Origin of the sequence: Actinomycetospora sp. CA-084318, from assembly GCF_050955885.1 — a bacterium.
In the GTDB taxonomy this organism is placed as follows: domain Bacteria; phylum Actinomycetota; class Actinomycetes; order Mycobacteriales; family Pseudonocardiaceae; genus Actinomycetospora.
Window position 1 is genome coordinate 3511078 of record NZ_CP192098.1, and the last position, 18044, is coordinate 3529121.

Here is an 18044-nt window from a genome sequence, read left to right on the forward strand (position 1 = left end):
GACCCGCCCGCGCGGCGAGCGGGCGCGTTTCTCAGCCTGGCTCTCAGGCTGGTGAGGTGGGCGGTCTCAGCACGTGACGCGGGTCGCGAGGGCGCGGCCGAGCAGCGTGCCCGAGCGCCACGCCGTCTCGACCTTCGGCGACCCCCAGCCGTCGCCGACGACGGCGACGAGGTCGTCGTCGAGGTGGAACGGCGCGTCGGCGGGCGTGTCGTGGGGCTGCGCAGGGCTCGCGAACGTCCACCGGTGGGCGTGCGTCCACTCCGGGGCGGCGTCGAGGCCGAGGAGCTCGCCGACCGCGGCGACCACCTCGTCGACCACGCCGTCCGGGTCGTCGAGGTGGCGCCGGGCGGTCTCGCCGGTGGTGTGGGCGACCAGCACCGGGGCGTCGTCGCCGCGCCGGGAACCGTCGTCGGCGACGAGCGAGAGCACGGGGTGGTCGTTGACGAAGGCAGCGGGCAGCTCGGGCCACGTGCGCTGCGCGTACCCGAGGGCGACCGCGATGACCGGCTCCCACGCCCGGTCCGCGACCGCCGCGGCGGCCCGGAGCGGCGCGGACACGAGGCGGGCGGCCTGCGGATCGGGCATGGCGAGCACCACCGCGCAGGCGGGCTCGCCGTCGACGGCCGGCCCGGGGGTCACGGCGGACACCTCGCGGCGGGTCTCGACGGTCAGGCCCTCGGCGAGGTCGGCGACCAGCGAGCGCAGCCCGCCCGGCGCAGCCCACCGCTGCGGCCCGGGCTTGCTCTCGGCCGATCCGTCGGCGCCGTAGGCCTGCATCGTGTCGGTCCACGGGCGGGCGAGACCACGCCGCTCCCAGTCGGCGACCTGGGCGGCGAACTCGTCGTCGGACACCGTGAAGTAGGCGGCGCCGAGGTCGACCGGGCGGGCGTCGTCGGCGGAGCGGGGCAGCGGCGGGGAGGCGAGCCGCCCGCCGACCCGGCCGCTGCGCTCCAGCACCCGCACCGGCACTCCGGCCGCCGTGAGCGCCCGGGCGCACGCGATCCCGCTGATCCCCCCGCCGATGACGAGGACGTCGGTGCGGGGCTGCGCGCTGTCGGCCATGGTGGTCAGGTCCCCGGCGTGCGGGTCGGTCATGCCTGCGCGGGACCGACGTCGCTCCGGGGCCAATGAGCGGTCGGTGGCGAGTCTGATGAAGGAGACGTCGTCGAGTTCGATGCGTTGAGTGCCAGTGTTGAGCCGGTCGAGGATCTGGCGGCGTCCCAGGCCGAACGAGCGTAGGCGCTGACGATCACGGCGCCCCGTCGTCGATGAGGTCGGCGTCGAAGGGCCGAGTGAGGACGAAGACGAGTGCCGCTTCGTCGTCCACGCTCGGCGCGGAAGGCCGTCGATCTGGTCGGCGACGTGGGGGAGATGCTCCTCGAACTCGTACACCTCGGGCGTCAGATGTGAGCTCTGGCGCGGGTCACGTCGAGGGGTTCGTCCTCGGGCGAGGGCACGCCGGTGGTGCGCTCGGCGATCTGCCGGACCAGGCGCCGGAAGCGCTGCCGGTCGGCTTGCAGCACTGCGATCCCACGCCAGCGCTCGACGCAGGTCCAGACGCGATCCCGGTCCCCGCCGGCACGAGCGTCTGCCAGCGCCGAGTCGAACCGCCCGCGGTCCTCGGGCAGGAGGTATCCGCGGATCACGTCCGGCTCCGCCCCTGGGGCGAGCGCCTCGAGGTCAGGCTCTCGCTCGTCGGGCAGACTCTTGCTGGCGACCACGCGGCGACGGTACCCCGACCCACCGACAGCGACGGTCCGCCGCTGACAGAAGAAGGTCCCCGGTCCGTTGTGCGCGGCCGCGGCGTCGTCGCACGAGCACGGAGCGCCGTTGCTGACCGCCCGGCGTGGTCCGATTTCTCAGCCGCGCGAGCTCGACCGCGCGGCGTGCGTCGAGTCGCGGACGGTCCCGACGTACTCCTCGATCAGGTCCTCCAGCGCGATCACGCCGACCGTGGTGCCGTCGTCGGCGACCGCGCGGGCGAGGTGCGAGCCCTCGCGGCGCATCGAGGCCAGGGCCTCGTCGACCGGCGCGGTGACGGTGACGCGCGGCAGCGCGCGCACCCGTTCGACCGGCACCACCTGCTCGGGGCCGCCCTCGAGGTCGAGGACGTCCTTGATGTGCAGGTAGCCGTCGAGCTCGACGCTCGGCGCCACGCCGGTCTGCTCGGGCAGCAGCGGCGCGGTGCCGGGCTGCAGGGCGTTGGCGTCGAGGCGGGGGTGGGCGTCCGGGGCCTCGGGGGCCTGCACCGGGTACCGGGAGAACCCGGTGCGCGCCACGGCCTCCTCCACCGCCCCCACCGTGGGGTGGGCGGGCAGCACGGTGAGCCGTTCCCGGGGGATCAGCACGTCGGCGACCGTGCGCTCGGCGGTGTGCAGGGCCTGGGTGAGCCGGCGGGTCTGCGAGGCGTCGAGCAGCCCCTCGCGCCGGGACTCCGAGAGCATCTCGGCGATCTCGGACGGTGTGTAGGCCGACTCCCGCTCGTCCTTCGGCTCCACCCCGAGCAGCTTCAGCACGTGGTTGGCGATCCAGTTGAGCAGGTAGATGATCGGCCGGGCGACCTTGAGGAACGCCACCAGCGGCGGCACCAGCCACACCGACGTGCGCTCCGGGCCGGCGATCGCGATGTTCTTCGGGACCATCTCGCCGATCACGATGTGCAGCACGGTGACGATCAGCAGCGAGATGACGAACGCGATGGGGTGCAGCAGCGCGCCGGGCACGCCGATCGGCTCGAACACCGCCTCGAGCAGGTGCGCCAGGGCGGGCTCGCCCAGTGATCCGAGCGCGAGCGAGCAGATCGTGATCCCGAGCTGGGCGGCGGCCATCATCATCGACAGGTGCTCGGTGGCCCGCAGCACCGTCGCGGCGCCGGACGTGCCGGCGTCGACCATGGTCTCCAGCCGGTCGCGGCGGGCGGAGATCAGCGCGAACTCGGCGCCGACGAAGAACGCGTTGCCCAGCAGCAGGGCGACCATGGCCAGGAGGGCGACGTAGTCGTTCACGGCGTGATCCCCGCCGTCTCGCGCTGGTCCGCCCGCGCCTCGGCGTCCGGTGGACGGGTCACCCGGACGTCGGCGATCCGCCGCCGGTCCATCCGGGTGATCGCCATGCGCCAGCCCTCGTGGGTGACGGTGTCGCCGACCATCGGGATGCGGCCCAGCTCGGCGAGCAGGAAGCCCGCGAGCGTCTCGTAGACCTCGGAGTCGGGGAACGACCAGCCGACCACCTCGGCCAGCTCGTCGGGGCGCAGCGTGCCCGAGACGATCCAGGTGTCGTCGCCGGTCTCCCGGAACCGCGCGGTCTCGCCCCGGTCGTGCTCGTCGCGGACGTCGCCGACGATCTCCTCGACCAGGTCCTCCAGCGTGACGATGCCGGCGCCGCCGCCGTACTCGTCGACCACCACCGCCATCTGGAAACCGGTGCCCCGCAGACGGTCGAGCAGCTCGTCGCCGTCGAGGGAGTCGGGCACCGTGGTCGGGTTCCGCATCAGGTTGCGCAGGAACTGCCCACCGCGCCGGGCGCGGGGCTCGGCGAACGCCTGCTTGACGTGGACCACGCCACGGACGTCGTCGAGGTCGCCGTCCACGACGGGGAAGCGCGAGAACCCGGTGCGGATCGCGGCGGCGAGCAGGTCGTCGACGGTGTCGTCGGTGGAGAGCGACTCGACCCGGACACGGGGGGTCATCAGCTCCTCGGCGGTCCGCTCGCCCACCCGCAGGGTGCGGGTCAGCACCGCAGCGGTGCCCTCGTCGATCGTGCCCTGCTCGGCGCTGGTGGCGACGAGGGAACCCAGCTCCTGCGGCGAGCGCGCCGAACGGAGCTCCTCGGCCGGTTCGACGCCGAGGCGGCGCACGATCCAGTTCGCCGTGCCGTTGAGTCCGGAGATGAACCAGCCGAGCGCCTTGGAGAACCCGGCCTGGACGCCGGCCACCGCTCGGGCCGTCCGCAGCGGGTCGGCGATGGCGAGGTTCTTCGGCACGAGTTCGCCGAAGACCATCGACAGTGCGGTCGCGAGCACGAGCGCGATGACCGCGGCCGTGCCGGTCGCCGCGCCGGCGGGCAGCCCGACGTCCTCGAGCAGCGGGGAGATCAGCGTCGCGATCGCGGGCTGGGCCATGTAGCCGGTGACCAGCGTGGTGATCGTGATGCCGAGCTGCGCCCCGGAGAGCTCGAAGGACAGGTTGCGGTGGGCCGTGGCCACCGCCTTCGCGCGCCGGTCGCCGACCTCGCTCGCGTGGTGGTCGACCTGGCTGCGTTCGAGGGTGGTCAGCGAGAACTCGGCCGCGACGAACACCGCCGTACCGAGGGTGACCGCGACGACCCCGACGAGGCCGAGCACGGAGAGCAGGACGTCCACGGAGAGAGAGCTACCCCTTGTTCAGGCGCGCGGGGAAGCCCCCGGTGGCGATCGGGCCCCAGTGCTCGACGGTGAGCCGGATGATGCTCTTGCCCTGCGTGGCCATGGCCTCCTTGTACTCGTCCCAGTCCGGGTGCTCCCCGGAGATGGAGCGGAAGTACTCGCAGAGCGGGTCGAGCGCGTCGGGCAGGTCGAGCACCTCGGCGGTGCCCTCGACGTGCACCCACGGCCCGTCGAAGTCGTCGGAGAGCACGCACATCGCGACGCGTGGCTCCTTGCGGATGTTGTGCACTTTCGCGCGCTCGGGGTACGTCGAGACCAGCAGCCGGCCCTCGGCGTCGATCCCGAGGGTGACCGGCGAGGTCTGGTCCCCGCCGTCGCCGCGCCGGGTCACCACGATGGCCTTGTGCCGCGTGCGCAGGAACTCGATGAGCTCCTCGCGCCCGACCCGGTCGTTCGTCGCCGTCTTCGCCACGGCCGTCAGCCTACGGGCGCCCTCCCGTGCACGGCGCGTCGTACGGGGTGGTGGACGACGAGCGAGCACCTGCGGTGGTGGGGGAGGGGGTCGGGCGGCCGAGGGTGCTCGGTGATCACCAGGAGCACGTCCGGCACTACGGTGATCCGGGTGCAGAGCATCGACGGCCGTCGGGTCCTCGTGGTCGGCGCCTCGTCGGGCATCGGCGCGGCGATCGCGCGGGCGGTGGGGGCCGCGGGCGCCCGCCCGGGCCTGGTGGCCCGTCGTCGGGACCGGCTGGACGAGCTCGCGGCGCAGCTGCCGGGGGCGGTGGTCGCCACCGGCGACGTGACCGACCCGGCGTCGATCACCGCGGCGGTCGAGGCGATCGTGCGTGAGCTCGGTGGGATCGACGACGTGGTCCTCGCCGCGGGTGTGATGGCGCTCGGGTCGGTCGGCGACACCGACCCCGAGGTCTGGCGGGGCGTGCTCGACGCCAACGTGACCGGTCTGCTCACCACGGCGCGGGCCGTGCTGCCCCACCTCGGGCCCGGGAGCACCGTCGTCGTGATCTCCTCGATGTCCGGTCGGCGGGTGGCCTCGGCCGCGGGCGGGGTCTACGCCGCGACGAAGCACGCCGCGCACGCGGTCGCGGAGACGCTGCGCCTCGAGGTCGGGCCCCGCGGGGTGCGGGTGACCACCGTCTCGCCCGGCTTCGTCGCGACCGACCTCGTCGCCGGCCAGGAGAACGCTCACGCGTTCGAGGAACGCATGCACGACGAGGGCCTCGACCCGGCCGACGTGGCCGCCGGCGTGGTGCACGTGCTGGGGCTCCCGCCGTCGGTGGTGGTCGTGGAGTACGCGGTGCAGTCGATCCGGCAGCTCGGGTACCGGAATTGATGCAGGCCGTGACCTGGCGGACAGCCGGTGGCGGCCGGCCGGGTGACCGTGACGAGAATGGGGCCTCATGAGCGGGTCCCCGTTCGTCGACTTCGACCGCGCCTCCTGGGCGGCCCTGCGGGACGAGTCCGGCGACCTCCCCCTGACCGCGGCCGAGCTGGAGGAGCTGCGCTCCCTCGGCGACCCGGTCGACCTCGACGAGGTCCGGGACGTCTACCTCCCGCTCTCCCGGCTCCTGGACCTGCACGTGCGGGCGAGCGCGGGGTTGCTGGAGGCCTACCGCACGTTCCTGCGTCAGGACGAGGAGCGCACCCCGTTCGTCGTCGGGATCGCGGGCTCGGTGTCGGTGGGGAAGTCGACGACCGCCCGCCTGCTGCGGCTGCTGCTCGCGCGCTGGTCGGACCACCCGAACGTCGCCCTGGTGACCACCGACGGGTTCCTCTACCCGAACGCCGAGCTCGAGCGGCGCGGGATCATGCACCGCAAGGGCTTCCCCGAGTCCTACGACCGGCGCGCGCTGCTGCGGTTCGTCTCCGACATCAAGGCGGGCAAGCCGGAGGTCCCGGCCCCGGTGTACTCCCACCTGGTCTACGACGTGCTCGACGAGCAGCGGTCGGTGGCCCGGCCGGACATCCTCGTGCTCGAGGGCCTCAACGTGCTCCAGCCCGCGCCGCAGACCGGGGAGCGGGCCAGCGCGCTCGCCGTCAGCGACCTCATCGACTTCTCGATCTACGTCGACGCGCACCCCACCGACGTCCGCCGCTGGTACATCGAGCGCTTCCTCGCGCTGCGCGAGACGGCGTTCCGCGACCCGGCGTCGTACTTCCGCCGCTACGCCGAGATGGACGGGCCGGCGGCCCGCGAGCGGGCCTCGCAGATCTGGGACGAGATCAACGGGCCGAACCTGCGGGAGAACATCGCGCCCACCCGGTCCCGGGCCGGGCTCGTGCTCACCAAGGGACCTGATCACGCCGTGCGACGGATTCGGTTGCGCAAACTCTGATCGACGCGGCCGTTCGGGCTACGGCCGGTCCGGTGAAACGGACGAAAGCGGCACGAAACACGCGCCCGGTGGTGACCTCCGGGTGCCGGGGATGGGATGCTGAGGTATGGCAACGACCTCGTCCGACCTCGCGGCCTCCCCGATGGGCGTGGGGGAGCGCACCGATCCGCACGACCCGATGCTCCCGGCGCGCCTCCGGCTCGCGGTCGGGCGGCTCAACCGGCGCATCCGCGTCGACTCCGGGGCGGTCCTGCCCCCGCTCCAGACCTCCGTGCTGGTGACCCTCGAGGAGCACGAACCGCTGCGCCTCTCCGAGCTCGCCCGCCGGGAGGCCGTCACGCCGCCCACCATGAGCCGGGTGCTCGCCGCGCTCGACGACGCCGGCCTGCTCGTGCGCACGCCCGACCCGCAGGACGCGCGGTCGGCGCTGGTCGAGCTCTCCGCCGACGGCCGGGCGATGATCGAGCGCCTGCGCACCGAGCGGACCGCCATGCTCGCCGAGCGCCTCGAGCGGCTGCCCGAGGACCAGCGGGAGGCGCTCGCCGCGGCACTGCCGGCGCTCGAGGCCCTCGTCGCGCTGCCGTCCTCCTAGCCGGGTGATCGTGTCACCCGGAGGCCGTCTTGTCGGGACCGACCGGTCCGGGCATGCTCGGTCGCCGCGATCACGTCCCGGCGCCCGCCACCCGGGACGCCCGACGGCGGGACCACGGTGAGCATCGACGAGCCCGAGCAGGACTCCGACGACGAGGTCGTCTTCCGGACGCCGGTGCGCCGGCTCCAGCCGCCGCAGGTCGCCGACGAGCGCGAGGCGCTCGAGGGGTGGCTGGACTACTTCCGGGCCCAGGTGGTGCTCGCCCTCGACGGGCTGCCGCACCGGGCCCTGCGACGCCGGGTCCCCGAGTCCGGTGCCTCGCTGGTGGGGATCGTGCGGCTGGTCACCGACCTGGAGCGCACCTGGCTGGTGGAGCGCTGGGGCGAACGCGGCGGACGGGCGGGGTACTCGTTCAGCTACGTCGACGACGCCGACGCCGCCTTCCGGTTCTCCGAGCTCGACGAGCCCGCCGCCCTGGTCGGCGCCTACCAGGAGGTGTGCGAGAAGGGCCGCGACGCGCTCGCGGGCGCGGAGTCGTTGGACGACGCCGTGCGGGACGACCGGCGCGGGCACATCGAGCTGCGGTGGATCCTGCTGCACCTGATCACCGAGACGGCCCGCCGCGCCGGGCAGGCCCAGGCGCTGCGGGAGTTCCTGCTGGCTAGCGAGGACCCTCCACCGACACGGTGAACTCGTCGGAGAAGCTCACCCGGCCCGCGATGCCGCGGGACTCGTCGATCGGGTCCTCGTAGGACCAGGCGCCGTCGACCACGGTGGTGGCGCCGGTGCGGACCGTCCAGTAGGTCGAGGTGCCCTTGTAGGGGCAGACGGTGGTCGTCCCGGTGCGCTCCAGCTCGGCCGTCACGTCGTCGGTCGGGAGGTAGAAGCGGACGTCGAGCCCGGTCTCGTCGAGCAGCACCGCCGACGTCGTCGACGCCACGACGCTGCCGTCCGGGGCGGTGACGGTGACCCGCCGGCTCGTCGGGCGCAGGTCCACGCGGTGGTACGGGTCGGGCAGATGGCCGAGGACCTCGGTGTCCTCGTCGAGCCACCGGTCGGCCGCCGACATCGGCAGCGCCACCAGCCCGGCGAGCCACGACGCGTCCGGCTTGGGGTCGGGGTAGGCCCAGACGGCGTCTGGGATCGTCCGGTCCCCGACGGTCAGGTGCCGGTAGGTGGCGTCGCCCTTGAACGGGCAGTGCGTGGAGGTGTCGCTGGGGGAGAGCAGGTCGGCGCGCACGTCGGCCTCGGGCACGTAGAGCTGCGGGCCCAGCCCGGTCTCGAACAGCAGCGAGCCGTCCACGGTGTCCAGCACCACCACGTCGTCCACCAGCGCGCGCACCCGCCGCCGGAACGGCTGGAGCAGCAGCGAGTGGGCCGGGCCCTCGACGGTGAAGGTGCGGGTCCCGGGGAGGTTCCGCGACAGGGGGCCACCGGAGCGCGTCAGCGACATGGCTCCTTCGTACACCCCCTCAGCGGCGTGCGGCACGCACCGCGAACACCGGGTCCCCGGCCGACGGGCGCTGCTCGGCCACGGGCTCGTCGAAGGCGCCCGAGGCGGCGAAGTAGGCGCGCACGATCTGCACGTGTCCGGCGTCGTCGGTCGAGAGCCAGCCCTGCACGGCCTTCGTCGGGAAGCAGCGGTTGGAGAAGGTGACCGCGAACTGCCCGCCGGGGCGCAGCACGCGCGCGACCTCGCGGAACACCTCGACCGGGCGGGTCAGGTAGTCCACCGACACGGTGTTGACGACCGTGTCGAACGAGGCGTCGGCGAAGGGGAGGGAGGGGTCGGCGTTGAGGTCGTGCACCACCCGCTCGTGCGCCCAGGTGTTGGCGCGCAGCTCGGCGTTGTTCATGCCGAGCACGGTGAGGTGCCGCGGCGGGGTCGACAGGTGCGAGACCCAGGACGACATGAGGTCGAGGACGTCGCCGTCGACACCCACCTCGTCGTAGTAGGCGCTCACCGCGGCGACCGCGGCGTCGTCGATGTGCTGGACCAGCCGCGGCGGGCCGTAGAACACGGCGTCGTCGCGGGCGTCGGAGCGATCGAAGAAACCCTGGGGGAACGTGAGGTCGGTATCGGCCACACCGTGATGTTCCCGAACGCCTCCGCGGGCACTCCCTCCCCGTGACCCCCGCACCCGTCGAGCCCGTTGCTGCCGCGGCGCCCCCGTTCCGCGGACCGACGATGATGACCCAGGACTGGAAGGACGCGGCCTTCCTGCACTGGGCCGTCGATCCGGCCGAGGTGGCGCCCTTCCTGCCGCCGGGGGTCCGCCCGGACGTCCACGAGGGCGTCACCTACGTCGGGCTGATCCCGTTCCGCATGGTCGGTGCCGGGGTGTCCCGCGGGCCATCGATCCCGTTCTTCGGCACCTTCCTCGAGACGAACGTGCGGCTCTACACCGTCGACGGGCGCGGCCGGCGGGGGATCGTCTTCCGCTCGCTGGACGCCGACCGGCTCGCCGTGGTCCTCGGCGCCCAGGCGGCGTTCGGCCTGCCGTACCGCTGGGCCCGCATGTCCTTCCGGCACGCCGACGGGGAGCTGACCTACCGGGCGACGACGATCGTGGGCGGGCACCGCAGCGTCGTCCGGATCCGGCCGGGTGCGCCCGTCACCGACGGCCTGACGACGTTCCTCACCGCCCGCTGGGGCCTGCACGAGCGGCACCTCGGGCTGGGGCTCTACGTGCCGAACGTCCACGAGCCCTGGCCGCTGCGCACCGCCGAACTCACCGCGTTCGACGACGAGTTGGTGGCCGCGGCGGGCTTCCCGCAGCTCGCGGGCCGCGCGCCGGACCTCGTGCACTACTCACCGGGGGTGTCGGTGCGCTTCGGGCTGCCGGGCGGGCGCCCGTCCCCGGCCCTGCCTTCGCCCAGTCCCGCGCGAGGGGAACCCTCACACCACTAGAGCGCTCGGATCCTCCCCTCACGGGGCCCGGGTTCCCGACGACGCCGCGGGCCGGCTCAGGCCGCCGCGAGCCAGGCCGCCCACTGGGCCTGCAGGCGCTGCGCCACCGTCTCGTCGCCGAACAGCAGCGCGCGCACCTCGTGCACCGGGGGCGTGCCGCTGGTGGCGAACACGGCCACGCCCGGGATCGGGTCGTCGAGCAGCAGCACAGCCGCGCTGTGGTGCGCACCGCCGCGGCGCTCCAGGCACGTGCCGGACATGGCGGGCAGCCCGCGGAACGTCTGGAAGGTCTGGCGCGGGGCGACGACGCCGACCTGCGACAGGAACCGGGCGTGCGCCTGCTCCTGGGTCGACTCGCGGGTCCGGCCGCGCGACGGGCCCCAGGCGTGCAGCTCGGTGCCCGGCGCGTCCGGGAAGTGCTCGAGGTGGGCGGCCAGCGCCACGAGCACGGTCGTCATCCGCTCGGCGAACGCGGCGGGCTCGGGCGCCCCGGTGGAGCGGCAGGTGACCACCGCCGTCCGGTCGGCCCGCCCCTCGACGGTCCACGCCGTGAACACGGTCGCCGGGCCCTCGTCGATCTCGGTGGCGAGCCCGCCGTCGTGCGCGGTGATCCGCACCGGCTCGTTCGCGGTGACCACCACGACCTCGCCGTCGTTGCGGGTCTCGAGCCCCGCGGGGCGCAGCCACACCGCCAGCGCGCCGGACAGAGCGGCGCGGACCCGGTCCGGGTCGGCGGCGATCTCGACGGCGAGGTCCACGGAGGTCACGGGCGCCACCCTGCCCTGCGCCCGCCCGGGGCTCAGCGGTGGGTGTACTGCAGCTCCGCGAACACCGCGACGGCCGCGGCCTGGGCGAGCACGACGACGACGCCGAGGGTCGTGAGGTGCTCCCACGCCCCGACGGTGAGCGCGAGGCTCGCGAGCACCCAGGTCGCGTTGCCCAGCACGACGAGGGTCGTCGGGCCGCGCGGGATCGTCGTGCGCCGGGCCAGGGCGACGAGCCCCGCCGCCTAGGCGACGAGGAAGACCCCGACGCCGACGAGCAGCCCGGACGTCAGGCCGAGCAGCCCGTCGAGGACGCCGGCGCCGGCGGCCGCGGCGACCCCGAGGGCGCCGGACGCCGCGGCGTCGAGGAGGAGGACCCGCCGCAGCGGGGCCTGGGTGGGAGAGGCGGTCAGCGTGGTCGTCATGGGGAGAACGGTGGCGCCCGCGAGGTCGCCGGGTCGATGACCTCCCGGGTCATGCCGCGTCGTCGGGAACGACCGGGACGAGCAGGTGCGAGGCGTGCTCGCCGCCGACGTGCACCACCGCGCCGACGGCCGGCCGGCGCAGGTCGGGGTGGTCGTGGGCCATCGTGCCGAGCTCGGAGTCCTCGGTGGCGAACTCCAGCCGCAGCCGTTCGCCGGGCGCGAGCGCGATGCTCGTCGGCCAGATCTCGACCTCCAGCAGCGTGGGCTCGCCCGGTGAGAGCGGGACCTCGCGGTCGTGCGGGTGCCAGGGGCGGTACGGCTCGGAGCGCGCGGGATCGGTCTCCCGGTGCGAGGCCTTCAGCCAGCCCATCGCCATCGGCACGTCCTGGCCCTGCGGCCCGACGGCGGGGATCGGCGCGCCGTCGGTGTCGAGGTGGTGCACGCGGACGAACACGTCGAGGTCGTCCTGCGCCGCGGTGAGCCACAGTCGCAGCGCCACGGGACCGGTGATCTCCAGCGGCTCGGTGACCGGGGCGGTGTCGAACGTCGCGGGGTAGGGGACCGTCGTCGCGGTCGGCGGGAGGTCGAACGCGAGGGTGCCCTCGCCGAGGTACAGCTCCCGCCAGTCGGTACCCGGCAGCGGCAGGTCGGTGGTGTCGCGCCACGCGATCTCCCGGCCGTGGCGGATCGCGAGCCGCACCGGCGCGACGTCGTCCATGCGGTGCGTCTCGTCCTTGAGGAAGCGGTCGAGGAAGCGCAGCTGCAGGTCGAGGGCCCAGTCGGCGTAGTACGGGTCGATGTGGGTGCCGGTGAACGCGACGAGCCACTTCTGCTGCGACGCCGCCCGGCGCCACCCCTCGACGTTGCCGCGCAGGTGCAGCTGGACGCCGCCCCAGTTCGCGCCGGAGAGCAGCGGGACGGCAATGTCCTCCAGGGCGGTCGCCCGGGCGCGGTGGTAGTCGTCGAGCAGCGGGTGGCGGGGGAGGACCTCGCGCCAGTCGTCCCCCTCGGGGCCGGTGCGCTGCGGGTCGATCTGGCGGGCCCACCAGAAGTCGAGGAAGCCCCGGTCGTAGAGCCCGCCCTGGTAGGCGGCCTCGCGGTAGAAGTCGGTGGAGCCCTCCCAGGCGACCAGCGCGGCGAGGTGCGGCGGCCGCAGCGCCGCGGCGCGCCAGCCCATCATCGCGAGCCACGAGATGCCGCTGGAGGCGACCTTCCCGGTCGACCACGGCTGCGTGCCGGCCCACTCGATCACGTCGTGGAAGTCCTCGGCGTCCTGCGGGCCGTAGAGGTCGAGCCGGCCGGGGGAGGCGCCGGTCCCGCGGGTGTCGGCGCGCAGGACGGCGTAGCCCCGGTCGGTCCACCACACCGGGTCCGGGGTCTCCCAGACCATGTGCTCGTGGTGCGGCACGTGCTCGTACTGCGGGTAGCGCTCGGGCCAGTGCACGCCCTTGCCGTAGGGGCTGATGCAGGCGATCACCGGCACCGGGGCGGCGTCGTCCGGGCGGAAGACGTCGACGACGATCGGGGTGCCGTCGCGGGTGGGGACGGGGACGTCGCGATCGATCTGCACGGTCGGCTCCCTCGGGCTCGTGGGGTGGTGTCGGCAGTGTGGGATCGGTGCGGCAGCTAAGACAAGCGGACTTGCGTTAAGGTGCCCGGCATGGCGGGGGAGGTCCGGCGACGACCGGGAGGTCGCTCGGCCCGGGTCCGGCAGGCCGTCCTCGACGCGACCGTCGAGGTGCTGCTCGCCCGCGGACTGGCCGACTTCCGGATCGCGCCGGTCGCGGCCCTCGCCGGGGTGCACGAGACGTCGATCTACCGGCGCTGGGGGACCCGGGAGGGCCTGCTCGGCGACGCGCTCCTGCACTCGGCCGAGCACGAGCTGCGGGTGCCCGACACGGGCCGGCTCCGCGAGGACCTCGTCACCTACGCGGTCCGGCTCGCGGCCTACCTGGCCACACCGGTCGGCCGGGCCCTCGACCAGGTGCTGGTCCTCGGCGACGACCGGCCCGCGATGGCCGAGGCCCGCGCACGGTTCTGGAGCGAACGGGCCGCGGGGTCGATGGCGATGATCACCCGCGCGGTGGAGCGCGGGGAGCTGCCCGCCACGGTCGACCCGCGGCTGGCGGTCGAGATGCTCGTCGGCCCCGTGCACTTCCGGCTCCTGCTCACCCGCGACCCGGTCGACCCCGCCCTGGCGGCCCGACTGGTCGACGCGATCCTGCGCGGGATCGCCATGACCTCGGAGGTCATGGATCCGGTGACCCGGTCCTCCTAGCGTTCCGGGCATGACGACCGCCGGGGCGATGCTCAAGGGGTGGCGCACCCGCCGTCGCCGCAGCCAGATGGACCTCGCGCTGGAGGCGAACGTCTCCACCCGGCACCTGAGCTTCGTCGAGACCGGCAAGGCACAGGCCAGCCGCGCGCTGCTGCTGGACCTGGCGGCCCGGCTCGAGGTGCCGCTGCGCGAACGCAACGCGCTGCTGCTCGCCGCCGGCTACGCGCCCAGCTACGCCGAGTCCGCCCTCGGCGACCTGACGCCGGTGCGCGAGGCGCTCGAGCACCTGCTCGCCGGGCACGAGCCCTACCCCGCCCTCGTCGTCGACCGCAGCGGGGACGTGGTGCGCACCAACCGCAGCGTCGGGATGCTGCTCGCGGGCGTCGCCCCGCAGTGGCTCGCGCCCCCGCTGAACATCTACCGCCTCGCCCTGCACCCCGACGTGCTCGACGTCCGCAACCGGGCACAGTGGTCGGCGCACCTGCTGCACCGGCTCGACCGGCTGGTCGACCTCACCGGCGACCCGCGGCTGGTGGCGCTGCGGGCGGAGGTCCGGCCCTGGGTTCCCGACGCCGGGTCGGTGCGGGTGCTCGACCGCGCCGCGCAGCTCATGCTGCCGCTGCACCTCGGCCATCCCGAACACGGCGAACTGCGCTTCTACTCCACCATCACGCATTTCGGCGCGGCGTTCGACGTCACGCTGGACGAATTGTCCATCGAATCGTTCGTCCCGGCCGACGAGCACACCCGCAGCGCGCTCGGTCAGCCCACCGCGGTGCCGAGCGCCATCCCGATGCCGTAGGTCACGGCGAGACCGATCCCACCCCCGATGACGACGCGCAGCATCGCCTTGAGCGGCGCCGCGCCGCCGAGCCGGGCCCCGACCCACCCCGCGATCCCGAGCGCGATCAACACGGCGACCACGCACACCGGCACCCGCCAGGACGCGGGCGGCAGCAGGATCGCGACCAGGGGCAGCAGCCCGCCGAGGGTGAACGCGATCGCCGAGGTGATAGCCGCCTGGGTCGGGCTGGTGAGGTCGTCCGGGTCGATCTTGAGCTCGGCCTCGACGTGCGCGGCGAACGCGTCGTGCTCGGTCAGCTCGCGGGCCACCTGCAGTGCCGTCTCCGGCCGCAGGCCCTTCGCCTCGTAGATCGCGGCGAGCTCCTCGAGCTCGTCCTGCGGGTCCTCGCGGAGCTCCCGCGCCTCCTTGGCCAGCATGGACTTCTCGGCGTCGCGCTGGCTGGACACCGAGACGTACTCGCCCAGCGCCATCGACACCGCGCCGGCGACGAGGCCGGCCACCCCCGCCGTCAGGATCGGGGCGCTCTCGATGGTCGCCCCGGCGACGCCGACGACGATGCCCGCGACCGACACGATCCCGTCGTTCGCGCCGAGCACCCCGGCCCGCAGCCGGTTGAGCCGGTTCTCGTTCTGCTCGACGTGCGGCTCGTCATCGTGGGTCGGCAGGACCTCCGCGCTCTCCTCGCTCACGCGCCGAGTCAAGCAACCTCCGGCCCGTCCTGCCAGGAAAGGAAGGCTTGCCTGGTTCGCGCGGCGGTGAGCCGAGCCTGCCCTCCGCCACCGACGCGTCGTCGGGAGGAAATGTCCGTTCGGTGCCCTCCGCCCTTTCCGGACGAGGGATGTACGGCAATTCCCGGGGCAATTCCGACTCGTCGTCGACAGGCGTGAAAAGGCGAGGCTAACCTCCGTCGGCGATGCGAATTCCCGAGATCACCGAGACGACCGCCCGTCCGCTGGGGCACTGCCCGGTCGGCACCAGGGGTGTCCTGCACGCCGTGCGCGCCGCCGGCACGCGCCGGCGCCGGCTGGCCGAGCTGGGCTTCGTGCCGGGCGCCGCGGTCGAGGTGATCGGACGGGGCGCGAGCGGCCTGGTGATCGGGGTGAACGACGACGCGCGGGTGGCGATCGACCGCGCGGGGGCGGAGGAGCTGTGGGTGGTGGACCGTGCCTGAGGTGATCGGGCGGCGGCGCGCGTCGGTGCTGCTCGAGAAGCCGTGCTGCGTCGACGGCGAGGACGCCGCACCGGCCGGCGCGCCCCGAGTGGTCCTGGTGGGCAACCCGAACGTCGGGAAGTCGACCCTCTTCAACGCCCTCACCGGCGCCCGGCAGCACGTGGGCAACTGGCCCGGGAAGACCGTCGCGGTCGCCTCGGGGGAGTGGCGCCCGCCGACCGGCCCCGCCGTCGGGCTGGTCGACCTGCCCGGCACCTACAGCCTCGTGCCGGACTCGCCCGACGAGGAGCTGACCCGCGAGCTGCTCGTCGACGCCGACCGTCGTCCGGAACTCGTGGTGGCGGTGCTCGACGCCTCCAACCTGACGCGCAACCTCTACCTCGCCGCGCAGATCGCCGACACCGGGGCGCCCGTGGTGGTGGCGCTGACCATGGTCGACGTCGCGCGGTCCCGGGGGCTCGACGTCGACCCGGAGGCCCTGGCGGCCCAGCTCGGCGTGCCCGTCGTGCCGGTGGTGCCCCGCAGCGGCCACGGTGTGGACGTCCTGGCCGACACGGTCGCCGCCGCCCTCGTCGACCCGCGTCCCCTCGCCGCGCCGTCGCTCGGGGAGGCGCTCGACGCCGCGGTGGCGGCGACGTCGACCCCCGGCCCTGCGGCCCGGTGGCGGGCGCTCGCGGCCCTGGAGGCGGCGGAGGGGCCCGCCCGGGCCGTGGCCACCGGTCTCGTCGAGCCCGGGACCCCGCCCGACGAGGTCGCGGAGGAGGTCGAGCTCCTGGTCGCCGAGGCGCGCTACGCGTGGGCGCACCGGGTGCTCGCCACCGCCGTCGGGCGCCGGGGTGGCCGCGTCACCTGGTCCGACCGGGCCGACCGCGTGCTGACCTCCCGCTGGTTCGGGTTGCCGATCTTCCTCGCGGTGATGTGGGGCGTGTTCGAGGCGACCACCGCCATCGCCTCGCCGCTGCAGGACGCCGTGCAGGACCTGTTCGACGGTCCGGTGTCGGACGGGTTCGGCTGGGTGCTCGGCGCGGTGTCCGCCCCCGAGTGGCTCGACGGGTTCGTCCAGGACGGTCTCGTGTCCGGCGTCGGGCAGCTGCTGAGCTTCGCGCCGCTGATGGCGATCATGTTCGTGCTGCTCGCCGTGCTGGAGGACTCCGGCTACATGGCGCGGGCGGCCTTCGTCGTCGACCGGCTGATGCGCGTGATGGGCCTGCCGGGTAAGGCCTTCCTGCCGATCATCGTCGGTTTCGGGTGCAACGTGCCCGCGCTCGCCGGGACCCGCATCCTGCGCAACCCGCGACAGCGACTGCTGATGGGCCTGATCATCCCGTTCGTCTCCTGCAGCGCCCGGCTCACGGTGTACGTGCTGCTGGCGGGCATCTTCTTCGGCAGCCAGGCCGGGACGATGGTGTTCGGGATGTACGTGCTCTCGATCGTGCTGGTCGTGGGCATGGGCTGGGTGCTCCGGAAGGTCCTCTTCCGCGACCTCACCGACGAGCCCCTGCTGCTGGAGCTCCCGCCGTACCGGCGGCCCGCGCTGCGGGTCACGGCGATGCAGACCTGGCAGAAGCTGCGGGCGTTCCTCCGGACGGCGAGCGGGATCATCGTCGCGACCGTGACCGTGGTCTGGCTGCTGTCCTCGATCGCGGCGCCCGGGGCGGCCGCGGGCTCGTCGTTCGGGCACGTCGCGCCGGAGGAGAGCCTGTTCGGGTCGGTGTCCCGGGCGGTCGCGCCCGTCTTCGCGCCCGCCGGGTTCGACGACTGGCACGCCTCCGCGGCGCTGATCACCGGGTTCGTCGCGAAGGAGGCCGTCGTCGCGACGACCGCGCAGACGTACTCGGCGGAGGAGCCGTCGGACGTCCACCAGGCCGGCGCGCTCGGCCCGGCCCTGCGGGACACCTTCACCGCCACCTCCGGCGGGCACGTGGTCGCCGCGGTGCTGGCCTTCATGGTGTTCCTGCTGGCCTACACGCCGTGCATGACCACCATCGCCGCGCAGCGCCAGGAGATCGGCACACGGTGGACGCTCGCCGGGGTCGTGATGCAGCTCGCCGTGGCCTGGGTGCTGGCCGTGATCGTCTTCCAGGTGGGGGTGCTGCTCTCGTGAGTGCGCTGCGGCAGGTGCTCGACGAGGTCCGCTCGGGCCGTGCGCGCGGGCTGGACGACCTCGCGCGCCGGGTCGGTGTGTCCCGCGACGAGGCGTCGGCGATGGTCGACCACTGGGTGCGCAAGGGCCGCCTCGACGTCACCGACCTCAGCGCGGCGTGCGCCTCCGGCGGGTGCGGCTCGTGCCCGTCGGGGGACCACGGGGCGCCGGGGTGCGGCACGTCCGGGGCCGCCGACCGCCCGGTGCTGCTGGCGATCAGCGTCCGCCGGCCCTGAGA

General features: G+C 74.1%; 22 protein-coding genes. 10 read left to right on the forward strand and 12 right to left on the reverse strand.

Annotated elements, in window-relative coordinates:
* Positions 1-66: 66 nt before the first annotated feature.
* The 5 genes from ACQPYX_RS17185 to ACQPYX_RS17205 form a co-directional block, all read right to left on the reverse strand.
* Positions 67-1095: an NAD(P)/FAD-dependent oxidoreductase gene (locus tag ACQPYX_RS17185; RefSeq protein WP_433798531.1), complete on the reverse strand. Its 1029-nt coding sequence runs from the start codon at positions 1093-1095 to the stop codon at positions 67-69.
* Between the two features lie 305 nt (positions 1096-1400).
* Positions 1401-1721 carry a DUF6247 family protein gene (locus tag ACQPYX_RS17190; protein WP_433798532.1) on the reverse strand — a complete coding sequence of 107 codons (321 nt, stop codon included), beginning with the start codon at positions 1719-1721 and terminating at the stop codon, positions 1401-1403.
* A gap of 138 nt (positions 1722-1859) precedes the next feature.
* On the reverse strand, positions 1860-3005 hold the full coding sequence (locus tag ACQPYX_RS17195; protein WP_433798533.1) for a hemolysin family protein: 1146 nt from the start codon (positions 3003-3005) through the stop codon (positions 1860-1862).
* A complete protein-coding gene (locus tag ACQPYX_RS17200) occupies positions 3002-4360 on the reverse strand; it encodes a hemolysin family protein (protein WP_433798534.1) in 1359 nt (452 codons plus the stop codon). The genes ACQPYX_RS17195 and ACQPYX_RS17200 overlap by 4 nt, the downstream gene beginning before the upstream one ends.
* A 10-nt stretch (positions 4361-4370) precedes the next feature.
* Complete coding sequence (locus tag ACQPYX_RS17205; protein WP_433798535.1) at positions 4371-4835, reverse strand: PPOX class F420-dependent oxidoreductase; 465 nt, start codon at positions 4833-4835, stop codon at positions 4371-4373.
* Between the two features lie 150 nt (positions 4836-4985).
* Between ACQPYX_RS17205 and ACQPYX_RS17210 the strand changes: the two genes are divergently transcribed.
* The 4 genes from ACQPYX_RS17210 (at position 4986) to ACQPYX_RS17225 (ending at position 7999) form a co-directional block, all read left to right on the forward strand.
* Positions 4986-5714 (forward strand): SDR family oxidoreductase, encoded by a 729-nt coding sequence (locus tag ACQPYX_RS17210; RefSeq protein ID WP_433798536.1) that lies wholly within the window; start codon positions 4986-4988, stop codon positions 5712-5714.
* Between the two features lie 67 nt (positions 5715-5781).
* A complete protein-coding gene (gene coaA, locus ACQPYX_RS17215) occupies positions 5782-6717 on the forward strand; it encodes a type I pantothenate kinase (protein ID WP_433798537.1) in 936 nt (311 codons plus the stop codon).
* Between the two features lie 106 nt (positions 6718-6823).
* A complete protein-coding gene (locus tag ACQPYX_RS17220; RefSeq protein WP_246325554.1) occupies positions 6824-7309 on the forward strand; it encodes a MarR family winged helix-turn-helix transcriptional regulator in 486 nt (161 codons plus the stop codon).
* 117 nt (positions 7310-7426) lie between these two features.
* Complete coding sequence (locus ACQPYX_RS17225) at positions 7427-7999, forward strand: DUF664 domain-containing protein (RefSeq protein ID WP_433798538.1); 573 nt, start codon at positions 7427-7429, stop codon at positions 7997-7999.
* Here the strand turns inward: ACQPYX_RS17225 and ACQPYX_RS17230 are convergent.
* A complete protein-coding gene (locus ACQPYX_RS17230) occupies positions 7971-8762 on the reverse strand; it encodes a DUF427 domain-containing protein (protein WP_433798539.1) in 792 nt (263 codons plus the stop codon). The two genes, ACQPYX_RS17225 and ACQPYX_RS17230, sit on opposite strands and share 29 nt — an antisense overlap.
* A 19-nt stretch (positions 8763-8781) precedes the next feature.
* Positions 8782-9396 (reverse strand): class I SAM-dependent methyltransferase, encoded by a 615-nt coding sequence (locus tag ACQPYX_RS17235; RefSeq protein WP_433798540.1) that lies wholly within the window; start codon positions 9394-9396, stop codon positions 8782-8784.
* A 41-nt stretch (positions 9397-9437) separates the two neighbouring features.
* Here ACQPYX_RS17235 and ACQPYX_RS17240 point away from each other — a divergent pair, with 41 nt between their 5' ends.
* Positions 9438-10220: a YqjF family protein gene (locus tag ACQPYX_RS17240; protein ID WP_433798541.1), complete on the forward strand. Its 783-nt coding sequence runs from the start codon at positions 9438-9440 to the stop codon at positions 10218-10220.
* Between the two features lie 56 nt (positions 10221-10276).
* On the opposite strand, the gene ACQPYX_RS17245 is transcribed toward ACQPYX_RS17240, so the two are convergent.
* The 4 genes from ACQPYX_RS17245 to ACQPYX_RS17260 all read right to left on the reverse strand — a co-directional run bounded on the left by ACQPYX_RS17245 (position 10277) and on the right by ACQPYX_RS17260 (position 12979).
* The gene (locus ACQPYX_RS17245; RefSeq protein WP_433798542.1) at positions 10277-10987 is read right to left on the reverse strand and encodes a hypothetical protein; all 711 of its coding nucleotides are present in this window, start codon (positions 10985-10987) and stop codon (positions 10277-10279) included.
* A gap of 32 nt (positions 10988-11019) precedes the next feature.
* Positions 11020-11166 carry a hypothetical protein gene (locus ACQPYX_RS17250; RefSeq protein WP_433798543.1) on the reverse strand — a complete coding sequence of 49 codons (147 nt, stop codon included), beginning with the start codon at positions 11164-11166 and terminating at the stop codon, positions 11020-11022.
* A 63-nt stretch (positions 11167-11229) separates the two neighbouring features.
* Positions 11230-11409, reverse strand: a complete 180-nt coding sequence (locus ACQPYX_RS17255) for a hypothetical protein (protein WP_433798544.1) — start codon at positions 11407-11409, stop codon at positions 11230-11232.
* 49 nt (positions 11410-11458) lie between these two features.
* A complete protein-coding gene (locus tag ACQPYX_RS17260; RefSeq protein ID WP_433798545.1) occupies positions 11459-12979 on the reverse strand; it encodes a CocE/NonD family hydrolase in 1521 nt (506 codons plus the stop codon).
* A 90-nt stretch (positions 12980-13069) separates the two neighbouring features.
* On the opposite strand from ACQPYX_RS17260, the gene ACQPYX_RS17265 reads away from it, so the two are divergent.
* Together ACQPYX_RS17265 and ACQPYX_RS17270 are read left to right on the forward strand one after the other, a co-directional pair.
* Entirely contained in the window at positions 13070-13687 is a 618-nt protein-coding gene (locus tag ACQPYX_RS17265) for a TetR/AcrR family transcriptional regulator C-terminal ligand-binding domain-containing protein (RefSeq protein WP_433798546.1), read from the forward strand.
* Positions 13688-13697: 10 nt separating this feature from the next.
* Positions 13698-14489 (forward strand): helix-turn-helix domain-containing protein, encoded by a 792-nt coding sequence (locus ACQPYX_RS17270; RefSeq protein WP_433798547.1) that lies wholly within the window; start codon positions 13698-13700, stop codon positions 14487-14489.
* Here ACQPYX_RS17270 and ACQPYX_RS17275 read toward each other — a convergent pair.
* Positions 14450-15181 (reverse strand): VIT1/CCC1 transporter family protein, encoded by a 732-nt coding sequence (locus ACQPYX_RS17275; protein ID WP_433798548.1) that lies wholly within the window; start codon positions 15179-15181, stop codon positions 14450-14452. The genes ACQPYX_RS17270 and ACQPYX_RS17275 overlap by 40 nt on opposite strands.
* 224 nt (positions 15182-15405) lie before the next feature.
* On the opposite strand from ACQPYX_RS17275, the gene ACQPYX_RS17280 reads away from it, so the two are divergent.
* Genes ACQPYX_RS17280 through ACQPYX_RS17290 form a run of 3 tightly spaced genes read left to right on the forward strand, consistent with a single transcriptional unit; the run spans position 15406 to position 18042 of the window.
* A complete protein-coding gene (locus ACQPYX_RS17280) occupies positions 15406-15663 on the forward strand; it encodes a FeoA family protein (protein ID WP_433798549.1) in 258 nt (85 codons plus the stop codon).
* Complete coding sequence (gene feoB / locus ACQPYX_RS17285; protein ID WP_433798550.1) at positions 15656-17767, forward strand: ferrous iron transport protein B; 2112 nt, start codon at positions 15656-15658, stop codon at positions 17765-17767. The genes ACQPYX_RS17280 and feoB overlap by 8 nt, the downstream gene beginning before the upstream one ends.
* Positions 17764-18042, forward strand: coding sequence for a FeoC-like transcriptional regulator (locus ACQPYX_RS17290; protein ID WP_433798551.1), 279 nt, complete (start codon positions 17764-17766; stop codon positions 18040-18042). The genes feoB and ACQPYX_RS17290 overlap by 4 nt, the downstream gene beginning before the upstream one ends.
* Positions 18043-18044: the final 2 nt, after the last annotated feature.

Bases quoted from the DNA above. Each gene is read 5' to 3' on its own strand.
- ACQPYX_RS17185 (WP_433798531.1), bottom strand. From the start codon at position 1,095: ATGACCGACCCGCACGCCGGGGACCTGACCACCATGGCCGACAGCGCG.
- coaA (WP_433798537.1), top strand. From the start codon at position 5,782: ATGAGCGGGTCCCCGTTCGTCGACTTCGACCGCGCCTCCTGGGCGGCC.
- ACQPYX_RS17220 (WP_246325554.1), top strand. From the start codon at position 6,824: ATGGCAACGACCTCGTCCGACCTCGCGGCCTCCCCGATGGGCGTGGGG.
- ACQPYX_RS17230 (WP_433798539.1), bottom strand. From the start codon at position 8,762: ATGTCGCTGACGCGCTCCGGTGGCCCCCTGTCGCGGAACCTCCCCGGG.
- ACQPYX_RS17255 (WP_433798544.1), bottom strand. From the start codon at position 11,409: ATGACGACCACGCTGACCGCCTCTCCCACCCAGGCCCCGCTGCGGCGG.
- ACQPYX_RS17265 (WP_433798546.1), top strand. From the start codon at position 13,070: ATGGCGGGGGAGGTCCGGCGACGACCGGGAGGTCGCTCGGCCCGGGTC.
- ACQPYX_RS17270 (WP_433798547.1), top strand. From the start codon at position 13,698: ATGACGACCGCCGGGGCGATGCTCAAGGGGTGGCGCACCCGCCGTCGC.
- ACQPYX_RS17280 (WP_433798549.1), top strand. From the start codon at position 15,406: ATGCGAATTCCCGAGATCACCGAGACGACCGCCCGTCCGCTGGGGCAC.